Source organism: Mesorhizobium sp. M0011 (genome assembly GCF_040324155.1).
Classification (GTDB): domain Bacteria; phylum Pseudomonadota; class Alphaproteobacteria; order Rhizobiales; family Rhizobiaceae; genus Mesorhizobium.
The window spans coordinates 1-11,853 of record NZ_JAMYVQ010000014.1 but is presented as its reverse complement, the minus strand read 5'-3'; the positions used below and the strand labels follow the sequence as shown (position 1 = coordinate 11,853).

Sequence of the window (11,853 nt, the reverse complement as noted above, 5' to 3'; positions counted from 1 at the left end):
CATCCGGCCGCTCGCTATAATACCTTAAAACGCAGCGCCGCGGCGCTCAGACGGCTTCAGCTCGTCGAGAAGCGTGCGGATGACGCCAGCCATGTTCTCGTTCATGTCGCTGCGCCACAGCGCGAAGGCGACGTTGGCCTCGACGAAGCCTTCCGGCGATCCGCAGTCGAACGTGCGGCCCCGATAGTGGTAGCCGTAGAAAGGCTGCTGCTTTTCCAGCTTCAGCATGGCGTCGGTGAGCTGGATCTCGTTGCCGGCGCCTTTTTCCTGGCCTTCGAGGATCTTGAATATCTCCGGCTGCAGGATGTAGCGGCCGTTGATGTAAAGGTTGGACGGCGCGGTGCCGGCCTTCGGCTTTTCCACCATCTCGGTGATGCGGAAACCGTGATGCGTGTCCTCGCCGCGGCCGACGATGCCGTATTTGTGGGCTTCGGCGGGAGCGCATTCCTGCACCGCGATGATGTTGTTGCCGGTCTCCTCGTAGAGCTCGACCATTGCCTTCGTGCAGCTCTTCTCCGACTGCATGATCATGTCGGGCAGCAAAAGCGCGAAGGGCTCGTCGCCGACGAGCTCGCGGGCGCACCAGACGGCGTGACCAAGTCCCATCGGTACCTGCTGGCGTGTGAAACTGGTCTGCCCCGGCGCCGGCTGCAGCCGTTGCAGGCGGGCGAGCTGGTCGTCTTTGCCGCGCTGGGCCAGCGTGTCATAGAGTTCGAACTGGATGTCGAAATGGTCCTCGATGACGGCCTTGTTGCGGCCGGTGACGAAGATGAAATGCTCGATGCCGGCCTCGCGCGCCTCATCCACCACATACTGGATCACCGGCCGGTCGACGACGGTCAGCATTTCCTTGGGGACAGCCTTGGTGGCCGGGAGAAACCGTGTGCCGAGACCGGCGACCGGGAAGACTGCCTTGCGAACTCTCTTCATGCTTTCAATTATCCGTTTGAGGGCCAGCTCCGCAATCCCCGTTCCAAGACATTTTCACGCCGGAATTGGGGACTACTGGGCAACTGAGAGGAATGTCCACCGGTAAAGCTTCGAAGCGTCTTTTCGTTCCCGGTGGCGCCTATGGTAAACTAATTCCTAACCTGGTTCGGCGATGAATGGTCTTTCCTGAGACAGAGAAGGAGGAAAAGATGTCCGTTCGCAATGCCGCAAAACGTTTTACCAGCGTCATAGCGGCAGCCAGCCTATCGCTCGCTCTGCTGATGCCTGGCCCCGCTTTCGCCGATGCCGGTTTCCGGCAGTGGGTCGCCGGCTTCCGCGCCACCGCCGTGCAGAGCGGCGTTTCCGGCGCCCTCTACGACCAGGCCTTCAGGAACATCAGGGATATAGATCCGGTGGTGCTGGAAAAGGCGCGTACGCAGCCTGAATTCACGGCCCCTGCCTGGGACTATTTCGACAACCGCGTCCATGACCAGTCGGTCGCCGTCGGCCAGCAGATGGCCAGGAAATGGAAGCCGTGGCTGGACCGGATCGAGGCCAGGTTCGGTGTCAACCGCTACATCCTGCTGGCCATCTGGTCGATGGAATCGAACTATGGCGAGATCCTCAAGCGCGACGACATCATGCGCAACGTCGTGCGCTCGCTGGCGACCTTGGCCTATGCCGATCCGAAGCGGGCGAAATTCGCCCGCACCCAGCTGGTCGCCGCACTGAAGATCCTGCAGACCGGCGACATCGACGAAAGCCATCTGAGCGGATCCTGGGCCGGCGCCATGGGCCACACCCAGTTCATTCCGACCAGCTATCTGCACTATGCCGTCGACATGGACGGCAATGGCAAGCGCGACATCTGGAATTCGATCCCCGATGCGCTGGCGACATCAGCCAATTTGTTGAAGAAGAATGGCTGGCAGGCCGGCAAGACCTGGGGCTATGAGGTCGCCTTGCCGGCCGGCAAACTTCCCGCCGGGTCCAAGACGCTGTCGCAATGGCAGGCGCTGGGCGTCGTCAGGGCCAACGGCAAGCCGTTCAAGAAGGGCTCAGACAAGGCGACGTTGAAGGTGCCGGACGGCCGCAACGGGCCGGCCTTTCTGATGATCAAGAATTTCACGGTCATCAAAGCCTACAACAATGCCGACAAATATGCGCTGGCCGTCGGCCTTCTTGCCGACGAAATCGCCGGCTCCAGCGGTCTCGTGCAGGACTGGAAGCGGCCTTTCACCAAGCTCACTTTCGAGGAACGGCAGGAGCTGCAGCAGCGGCTTTCCCAACATGGCCTTTATGACGGCAAGTTCGACGGCAAGATAGGCGACGGCTCGAAATCAGCCATCTTGGCCTTCCAGGCCAAGGCCGGCTTGACCCAGGACGGTTACCCGAGCATGGAAGTGCTGAAGTGGCTCCGGCAGAAATAGAGCCGCCTGCGGTGCCGCGCGGCCTTTCGGCCGCGCAAAGGACGCTGTAGCAATCTGGTTGGCGCGGCATTTGTCGAGAAACCGATGCGGTTTTCGGCAGGACCGCGCCAAGGGATGGAGGAAACGATTGGCTTCGGCTGCGCGCATCGCAGGGCTTGTTCGTCGCATGCCGGTGCTCATCCTGGCCGCGATCGTGCTCACCGTCGGTGTGGCTGGCGCCTTTCATGCGCCCGCCATGGCGCAGGAGCAGCAAAACCGCGGCTGGTCGTTGCGCGACCTTCTGTTCCCGCGCCGCAGCGAGCGCATCGAGCCGCCGCAGGACATCCAGAAAGCAAGGCCCAGGCCCAAGGCGAAAAAACCCCGCGCCCCTCGCCCGCCCGCGGAACCGGAAATCCCGGTGGTCGACAAGGCACCGGACGCCCGCACCGTCCTGGTAGTCGGCGACTTCATGGCGGCCGGCCTCGCCGAAGGCCTCGACACCGCCTTTGCCGAGAATACCGGCGTCAGGATCGTCGTTCGCAGCAATGGCTCGTCCGGCTTCGTACGCGACGACTTCTACAACTGGCCCGAACAGATCAAATCGCTGATCGAGACCGAAAAACCCGCCGCCGTGATCGTCATGCTGGGTTCCAACGACCGCCAGCAGATGAAGGTGGGTGACGTGCGCGAACAGCCCCGCTCTGAAACCTGGACCAAGGAATATGAGCGCCGGACCGAGGCGTTCGGCAAAGCTATCGCGGAGGCAAAGGTACCTTTCCTATGGGTCGGCATGCCGGCGTTCCGGGTGCCGAAGATGACCTCCGACATGCTGGCCTTCAACGACATCTACCATCAGGCCGCTGAAAGCCATGGCGGTGAATTCGTCGACGTCTGGGACGGCTTCGTCGATGAGAACGGTGCTTTCGTCACCAGCGGCCCCGACATCAACGGCCAGCCGGTGCGGCTGCGCGCCGATGACGGCATCAACGTCTCGAGGGCGGGCAAGCGCAAGCTCGCCTTCTATACCGAAAAACCGCTGCTGAAGATCCTCGGCCTGACCGCGCCGGGAAGCGTGGTTACGCCGTCCGCTCCGGCGGGCGCCCCTGTCGAGGCGCCGGCGCCGGCCGCGGCACCCATCGTCATCGACCGCACCGCGCCGATGCTGCTCAGCGATCCGGCACTCGACGGCGGCTCCGAGCTACTTGGCGCGGCCCCGCCGGCGAAAGCAAATCCGGACCTGCCCGGTGAAAAGCTTGTGGTCGAGGGCAAGGCACCGATTGCATCGCCCGGCCGCGCCGACGATTTCTCCTGGCCGCCGAAGGCCGCAGCCACCACCGACACCACGACCGCGATCAATCGTTAGCATCGCAAAGCGGCTCTGAGGCCATTTCGAAACTTGCTCCTGCGAGTCATATGATGGTGTTTGCAAGAACCGGAGTGGAGCGTACATTTGAGTACGCGAGCACCGGAAGCGCAGAAAACGCCTTCAGATGGCCGCAGGAGTAGAGTTTTCAAATGGGCTCAGCGGGGTAGGACGCTCGACCCCATCAGCGCCTCGTCGATCGAACGCGCCGCCTGGCGGCCCTCGCGGATCGCCCAGACGACCAGCGACTGGCCACGACGCACGTCGCCGGCCGCATAGAGCCTGTCGACGCTGGTCCTGTAGTCGCGGTCATTGGCCTCGACATTCCTGGAACGGCGGCTGTCGGTGGTGATCTTCATCTCACCCTCCAATTCCTTCGCCACCCCGGCCGCGGCCGGCCCGGCAAAGCCGATGGCGATGAAAGCGAGATCGGCACGAATGACGAATTCGGTACCGGCGATCGGCTTGCGCTTGTCGTCGACCTCGCAGCACTTGACGCCGGTCAGCTGGCCTTCCTCGCCGATGAATTCGAGCGTCGCCACTTGGAATTCGCGCTCCGCGCCTTCGGCCTGCGAAGACGAGGTGCGCATCTTGGTCGCCCAGTAAGGCCAGACCGAAAGTTTGTCTTCCTTCTCCGGCGGCTGCGGGCGGATGTCGAGCTGGGTGACACGCACGGCGCCTTGGCGGAAGGCCGTGCCAACACAGTCGGACGCTGTATCGCCGCCGCCGACGACGACCACATGCTGGCCGCCGGCGATGATCGGATGCGACGGCCACGCCACCGACTGGATCGGTTCGCCGCCGACTCGCCTGTTCTGCTGCACCAGATAGGGCATCGCGTCATGCACGCCGCCGAGATCGTCGCCGGGAATGCCGGCCGCGCGCGGCGTTTCCGAGCCGCCGCAATAGAGCACGGCATCATGTTCGGCGAGCAGCTCGGCAACCGGCTTGTCGACGCCGACATTGACGCCGCAATGGAATGTCACGCCCTCACCCTGCATCTGCTCGATGCGCCGGTCGATATAGTGCTTCTCGATCTTGAAGTCGGGAATGCCGTAGCGCATCAGCCCGCCGGGCCGGCTTTCGCGCTCGTAGACATGGACATCGTGTCCGGCGCGGCCAAGCTGCTGGGCGGCCGCCATGCCGGCAGGGCCGGAGCCGATGACGGCGACGCGCTTGCCGGTTTTCTTCTCCGGTGGATAGGGCCTGATGTGGCCGGTTTCATAGGCCTTGTCGGCGATCGCCTGCTCGACCGTCTTGATGGCGACGGGAATGTCCTCCAGGTTCAGCGTGCAGGCTTCCTCGCAGGGCGCGGGGCAGATGCGGCCGGTGAACTCCGGGAAATTGTTGGTCGAATGCAGGTTGCGGATCGCGTTGTCCCAGTCGCCATTGTAGACGAGGTCGTTCCAGTCTGGGATCTGGTTGTGGATGGGGCAGCCGGTCGGCCCGTGGCAGAACGGAATGCCACAATCCATGCAGCGCGCGGCCTGTTTCTCGACCTCCTTGTCCGACATCGGCAGCGTGAATTCGCGGAAATGCCGGATGCGATCGGAGGCCGGCTGGTACTTGTGCACCTGCCGGTCGATTTCGAGAAAGCCTGTTACCTTGCCCATAGTCCAGTTCCTGCTGTCCAGATGGTACGGTTTTCGCCGCACCCGTTAACCCCTTGAGGCAGCCATGGCAACCTTTCGCACGAGGTCAAACTATCGATGAAGATGGGCCGGGAAACCTGGGCCTCCCGGCAATTCCAAATCTATTCCGCCGCCACGCCCATGCGCATGCGTTCCATCTCGATCAGCGCGCGGCGGTATTCGACCGGCATGATCTTGCGGAATTTCGGCCGGAATGTCGTCCAGTCGTCAAGGATCTCGCGACCACGCACCGAGCCGGTGTAGTGCACATGGTTCGAGATCAGCTGGTAGAGCCGCTCCTCGTCATGGCTGGTCATGTCGCCGGACACGTCGACGCGACCCTTGTGATCGAGGTCGCCGCCATGGTGCAGCAGCCTTTCCATCAGATCGTCTTCTTCCGGAACCGGCTCCAGCTCGACCATCGCCATGTTGCAGCGCTCGGCGAAATCACCCGCCTCATCGAGCACATAGGCGACGCCGCCAGACATGCCGGCGGCGAAGTTGCGGCCGGTCTGGCCGATGACGACGACGATGCCGCCGGTCATGTACTCGCAGCCATGGTCGCCGACGCCTTCGACGACGGCGGCGACGCCCGAATTGCGCACGGCGAAACGCTCGCCGGCGACGCCGGCGAAGTAGGCCTCGCCCTCGGTCGCGCCATAGAGCACGGTATTGCCGACGATGATGGATTCGGCCGCGACGATCTTGGCCTCTTCGGGCGGCCGGATGATGATGCGTCCGCCCGACAGGCCCTTGCCGACATAGTCGTTGCCGGCGCCGACAAGCTCGAACGAGATGCCGCGCGCCAGGAAGGCGCCGAACGACTGGCCGGCGGTGCCGGTCAGCTTCACCTGGATCGTATCCTCGCGCAGGCCTTTGTGCTTGAAGCGCTTGGCCACTTCACCCGACAGCATGGCGCCCGTCGAGCGGTCGACATTGCGGATATCGACCTCGATCTTGACCGGCAGCTTGCTCTCGAGCGCCGGCTTTGCCAGCTCGATCAGCTTGCGGTCGAGCACGTCGTCGATCGGGTGCTTCTGCCGCTCGGTCCAGTGCACCGCTTCATGCGGCGCATCCGGCTTGAAGAACATCTTCGAGAAATCGAGCCCGCGTGCCTTCCAGTGCACGATCAGGTCGCGCTTTTCCAGAAGATCGGTGTCACCGATGATCTGGTCGAGATGGGTGTAGCCCATCTCGGCGAGCAGCTCCCTCACCTCTTCCGCCACGTAGAAAAAGAAGTTGATGACATGCTCGGGCGTGCCCTTGAAGCGCTTGCGCAGCACCGGATCCTGAGTCGCGACGCCGACCGGGCAGGTGTTGAGATGGCACTTGCGCATCATGATGCAGCCGGCCGCGATCAACGGCGCGGTCGAGAAGCCGAATTCATCGGCGCCGAGCAGCGCGCCGATGATCACGTCGCGCCCGGTGCGCAAGCCGCCGTCGACCTGCAGCGCGACGCGCGACCGCAAGCCGTTCAGCACCAGCGTCTGGTGCGTCTCGGCAAGGCCCATTTCCCAAGGGCTGCCGGCATGCTTGAGCGAGGTCAGCGGCGAGGCGCCCGTGCCGCCGTCATAGCCCGAAATGGTGATGTGGTCGGCGCGTGCCTTGGCGACGCCCGCCGCAACCGTGCCGACGCCGACTTCCGACACCAGCTTGACCGACACGTCGGCCGCCGGATTAACGTTCTTCAGATCGTAGATCAGCTGTGCCAGATCCTCGATCGAATAAATGTCGTGATGCGGCGGCGGCGAGATCAGGCCGACGCCCGGCGTCGAATGCCGGACCTTGGCGATGGTCGCGTCGACCTTGTGGCCGGGCAACTGGCCGCCCTCGCCGGGCTTGGCGCCCTGCGCCACCTTGATCTGCATCATGTCGGAATTGACGAGGTATTCGGCCGTGACGCCGAAACGCCCCGAGGCGATCTGCTTGATCGCCGAGCGTTCGGGGTTCTTGCCGCCGCCGGGCAGCGGCAGATAGCGGTCGGCCTCTTCGCCGCCCTCGCCGGTGTTCGACTTGCCGCCGATCTGGTTCATCGCGCGCGCCAGCGTCGTGTGCGCTTCGCGCGAGATCGAACCGAACGACATCGCCCCGGTCGAGAACCGCTTGACGATGTCGGCCGCTGACATGACGTCGTCGAGCGCCGCCTTCTTGCGGCCGGTTTCTCCGGCCAGCTTGATCTTGAACAGGCCGCGAATGGTCTGGGCGCGGGCCGTCTCGCTGTCGATCTGGGCGGAATAGTCCTTGAACGTTTCCCACGATCCCTGGCGCACGGCGTGCTGCAAGGTGGCGACAGCGTCGGGCGACCAGATATGGGCCTCGCCGCGCATGCGGTACATGTACTCGCCGCCGACCTCGAGGCTGTTGCGCAGCACGGGGTCGTTGCCGAAACCGTCATTGTGGCGGCTTAGCGTCTCGGCCGCGATCTCGTCCAGCCCGACGCCTTCGATCAGCGTCGCGGTGCCGGTGAAATATTGCTGCACGAAATCGGTCTTCAGGCCGATGGCGTCGAAAATCTGCGCGCCGCAATAGGACTGGTAGGTCGAGATGCCCATCTTGGACATCACCTTGAGGATGCCCTTGCCGATCGACTTGATATAGCGCGTGACGACTTCGTAGGCGTCCACCTCCTTCGGCAGTTCCCCGCGCTTGTGCATGTCGAGCAGCGTGTCGAAGGCAAGGTAAGGGTTGATCGCCTCGGCGCCATAGCCGGCAAGGCAGCAGAAATGATGCACTTCGCGCGGCTCGCCGGATTCGACGACGAGCCCGACCGAGGTGCGCAGCCCCTTGCGGATGAGGTGATGATGGACCGCAGCCGTAGCCAGCAGCGCCGGTATGGCGATGCGGTCCGGCCCGACCTGGCGGTCGGACAGGATGATGATGTTGTAGCCGCCGGCGACCGCCGCCTCCGCCCGCTCGCACAACCGGTCGATGGCGCCCTGCATGCCCGCGGCCCCTTCGGCCGAGCCATAGGTGATGTCGATCGTCTTGGTGTCGAAGCGGTCCTCGGTGTGGCCGATGGAACGGATTTTTTCGAGATCGCCATTGGTCAGGATCGGCTGGCGCACCTCGAGCCGCTTGCGGCGCGAATTGCCGACCAGGTCGAAGATGTTGGGCCGTGGCCCGATGAAGGACACCAGGCTCATCACCAGCTCCTCGCGGATCGGGTCGATCGGCGGATTGGTGACCTGGGCGAAATTCTGCTTGAAATAGGTGTAGAGCAGCTTCGACTTGTCCGACATCGCCGAGATCGGCGTGTCGGTGCCCATCGAGCCCACCGCCTCCTGGCCTGTTGTCGCCATCGGCGACATCAAAAGCTTGGTGTCTTCCTGGCTGTAGCCGAACGCCTGCTGGCGATCGAGCAGGCTGACATCCTTGCGCAGCGCGCGCGGCTCGACCGGCTTCAAATCTTCGAGGATGAGCTGTGTGTTGGCGAGCCAGGTCTTGTAGGGATGCTTGGTCGCGATCTCCGACTTGAGCTCCTCGTCGGAGACGATACGCCCCTTCTCCAGGTCGATCAGCAGCATCCGGCCTGGCTGCAGCCGCCACTTCTTGACGATCTTCTCCTCGGGCACCGGCAGCACGCCGGCTTCCGAGGCCATGATGACGCGGTCGTCGTCGGTGACGATGTAGCGTGCCGGGCGCAGGCCATTGCGGTCGAGCGTGGCGCCGATCTGGCGTCCATCGGTGAAAACCACCGCCGCCGGCCCGTCCCACGGCTCCATCAGTGCCGCATGGTATTCGTAGAAGGCCTTGCGATCGGCATCCATGAGCTTGTTGCCGGCCCAGGCTTCCGGGATCAGCATCATCATGGCATGGCTGAGCCTGTACCCGCCCTGGAACAGGAACTCGAGCGCATTGTCGAAGCAGGCGGTGTCGGACTGGCCGTCATAGGAAATCGGCCACAGCTTCGAGATGTTGTTGCCGAACAGTTCGGAATCGACCGACGCCTGGCGCGCGGCCATCCAGTTGTTGTTGCCGCGCACGGTGTTGATCTCGCCATTGTGGGCGACCATGCGGTAGGGATGCGCCAGCTTCCAAGACGGGAAGGTGTTGGTCGAGAAGCGCTGGTGGACGAGGATCAGCGCGGTCTCGAAGCGCGGATCGATCAGGTCCTTGTAATAGGCGCCGACCTGGTAGGCCAGGAACATGCCCTTGTAGACGATGGTGCGCGCCGACAGCGACACGCAATAGGCGCCGATGTCCTTGTTGTCGTTCTCGGCGTAGATGCGGCCCGATATCACCTTGCGCAGCAGATAGAGCCTGGCCTCGTATTCCTCGTCATCGGTAATGTCTGGCGTGCGGCCGATGAATATCTGCCGATGGAACGGCTCGGATGCCACGATGTCAGGCGCCTTCGACAGCGACGAATTGTCGACGGGCACGTCACGGAAACCGATGAGCGGAAGCCCCTCGGATTGCGCCGATTCGGCAATGATGTCCTCGATATGGGCGCGAAGGGCCGCGTCCTGCGGCATGAACCAGTGTCCAACGCCGTACTGGCCGGCCGGCGGCAGGTCGATGCCCTGGGCCGCCATCTCCTCACGGAAGAATTGGTCGGGAAGCTGCACCAGCACGCCGGCGCCATCGCCGACCAGCGGATCGGCGCCAACGGCGCCGCGATGCGTCAGGTTTTCGAGCACAGCCAGCCCGTCCTTGACGATCTGGTGCGACTTCACGCCCTTCATATTGACGATGAAGCCGACGCCGCAGGCGTCATGCTCGTTGCGAGGATCGTAAAGGCCCTGGGCGGAAAGGCCGTTGGCGGTTCGGCCAATATCGGTCCGGGACATGGTTTTGACGGTTGCCGCTTTCGTCTGCGCGGCCTGGCCGTTCGTCGCAGAGTGCGTCATGTCCGTCATCTCCTGTCCTCCATTCCCAGCCATTCAGGCGCTGGTTTGCCTCGGCAAGCGCTTGGCTCACCCTGATCCTTGTGGCACGTCTTGCGAAATCCTTGCCGAACCAGGCGGCTTTCCGCATGGATCGCATCTGGTAATCGTACAGGCCAGAGTCTGGCTGTCCACCTGTCGCTCGCGGCAACAGCCGGAGAGGCCCAAATGATACGCCAATCCAGCTCGTTTTGTGCGACAAAATAAGACAGCACTACTGTCCTAAATTTTTATCGCAGAAATCTGGGACGCACACAAGACCGATTCACAAAAAACTTGGGCTTTCCGCGACAGAAAATGTCGTGAAGTTGAGGAAAAACGTAAGCTTCAGTCTTCGACCTGGGCTTTGTCGGTTGGCTGGCTTTACCATTTTTCCGGCGCCTGGCCCCTTGCGGTCCGCTCGCGAAACCGGTCAACTTCAGGCTGATTTCCCCAAAGCCCCGATCTCCCAAGACATAGGCAGATGCATGTTCTTCGCTTCCGACAATTGGGCAGGCGCCCATCCCAATATTGCCGCCGGCCTGTCGGCCAATGCCGGCGGCTTTTCCACCGCCTATGGCGACGGTGCGCTCGACCGGGCAGTCTACCAGCGCTTCAGTGAGATTTTCGAACGCGAGGTCGCGGTGTTCTTCGTCGCCACCGGCACGGCCGCCAACTCGCTGGCGCTCACCGCTTACAACAAGCCGGGCGGCATTTCCTTTGCTCATCGCGAATCGCATGTCATCGAGGACGAATGCGGCGCGCCGGTGTATTTTTCCGGCGGCTCTCGCCTGCATGACATCGATGGCGCGCTGGGCAAGATCGATCCGCCCAATCTGGAAAGGACCATCGGCCGTTTCGCACCGGAAATCGTCCATTGGGGACGGCCGATGGCCGTTTCGATCACCCAGTCGACCGAGGTCGGCACCATCTACGGCCTGGATGAGATCGAGACGATCTCCGCGATCGCCAAACAATATTCGGTGCCCCTGCACATGGATGGCGCCCGCTTTGCCAATGCGCTGGTCGCACTCGACACGACACCGGCCGAAATGACCTGGAAACGCGGCGTCGACATCCTCTCCTTCGGCGGCACCAAGAACGGCTGCTGGTGCGCCGAGGCGGTCGTGCTGTTCGATCTTGATCGTGCCAGGGAATTGGCCTTCCTGCGCAAGCGCGCCGCCCAGCTGTTTTCGAAATCGCGCTTCGTCGCGGCGCAGTTCGAGGCCTATTTCAAGGATGGACTGTGGCTGGACACCGCCCGCCACGCCAACGCTATGGCCGCACGCCTTGCCGCCGCGATCGAGGATTCGGCCACGGCCAAGCTGGCATGGCTGCCGCAGGCGAACGAGGTTTTCGCGGTGATCAAGAAAGCCGAGGCCGAGGGGCTGCAGGCCGCGGGGGCCGCCTTCTACGACTGGCACAAGCCGCATGGCTTTGACGGCCACATCGGCGAGGACGAGTTGCTCTACCGCTTCGTCACCAGCTTTGCGACGACAGCCGATGAAGTCGACCGTTTTGGCCAGCTGATCGCCTGATAACGGATATCCCGGACAACAAAAAAGCGGGGGCGTGGGGGGGCGCGGGCGGCGCGGGGGGGGGCGAGTTTTTATTGAGCGGGGGTGGGGGGGGGGGGGGTGGGGGTGGGGGACGAC

At 63.2% G+C, this 11,853-nt stretch carries 6 protein-coding genes; 3 read left to right on the top strand and 3 right to left on the bottom strand.

Translation table 11 applies throughout. From position 1 onward, the window contains the following. Positions 1-24: 24 nt before the first annotated feature. Positions 25-930: a UTP--glucose-1-phosphate uridylyltransferase GalU gene (gene galU / locus NKK51_RS16740; RefSeq protein ID WP_023810070.1), complete on the bottom strand. Its 906-nt coding sequence runs from the start codon at positions 928-930 to the stop codon at positions 25-27. Positions 931-1,139: 209 nt separating this feature from the next. Between galU and NKK51_RS16735 the strand changes: the two genes are divergently transcribed. Together NKK51_RS16735 and NKK51_RS16730 are read left to right on the top strand one after the other, a co-directional pair. Continuing rightward, the gene (locus NKK51_RS16735; RefSeq protein WP_352554011.1) at positions 1,140-2,360 is read left to right on the top strand and encodes a lytic murein transglycosylase; all 1,221 of its coding nucleotides are present in this window, start codon (positions 1,140-1,142) and stop codon (positions 2,358-2,360) included. Between the two features lie 127 nt (positions 2,361-2,487). Then, the gene (locus NKK51_RS16730; protein WP_352554010.1) at positions 2,488-3,702 is read left to right on the top strand and encodes an SGNH/GDSL hydrolase family protein; all 1,215 of its coding nucleotides are present in this window, start codon (positions 2,488-2,490) and stop codon (positions 3,700-3,702) included. A 158-nt stretch (positions 3,703-3,860) separates the two neighbouring features. On the opposite strand, the gene NKK51_RS16725 is transcribed toward NKK51_RS16730, so the two are convergent. Together NKK51_RS16725 and gltB are read right to left on the bottom strand one after the other, a co-directional pair. Continuing rightward, a complete protein-coding gene (locus tag NKK51_RS16725; protein ID WP_352554009.1) occupies positions 3,861-5,315 on the bottom strand; it encodes a glutamate synthase subunit beta in 1,455 nt (484 codons plus the stop codon). Between the two features lie 140 nt (positions 5,316-5,455). After that, positions 5,456-10,192 carry a glutamate synthase large subunit gene (gene gltB, locus NKK51_RS16720; RefSeq protein ID WP_352554008.1) on the bottom strand — a complete coding sequence of 1,579 codons (4,737 nt, stop codon included), beginning with the start codon at positions 10,190-10,192 and terminating at the stop codon, positions 5,456-5,458. Positions 10,193-10,686: 494 nt separating this feature from the next. Between gltB and NKK51_RS16715 the strand changes: the two genes are divergently transcribed. Continuing rightward, positions 10,687-11,736: a threonine aldolase family protein gene (locus NKK51_RS16715; protein ID WP_352441859.1), complete on the top strand. Its 1,050-nt coding sequence runs from the start codon at positions 10,687-10,689 to the stop codon at positions 11,734-11,736. Positions 11,737-11,853 lie beyond the last annotated feature (117 nt).

Coding starts and splice junctions, on each gene's coding strand:
- NKK51_RS16725 (WP_352554009.1), bottom strand. CDS start 5,315: ATGGGCAAGGTAACAGGCTTTCTCGAAATCGACCGGCAGGTGCACAAG.
- gltB (WP_352554008.1), bottom strand. CDS start 10,192: ATGACGGACATGACGCACTCTGCGACGAACGGCCAGGCCGCGCAGACG.
- NKK51_RS16735 (WP_352554011.1), top strand. CDS start 1,140: ATGTCCGTTCGCAATGCCGCAAAACGTTTTACCAGCGTCATAGCGGCA.
- NKK51_RS16715 (WP_352441859.1), top strand. CDS start 10,687: ATGTTCTTCGCTTCCGACAATTGGGCAGGCGCCCATCCCAATATTGCC.
- galU (WP_023810070.1), bottom strand. CDS start 930: ATGAAGAGAGTTCGCAAGGCAGTCTTCCCGGTCGCCGGTCTCGGCACA.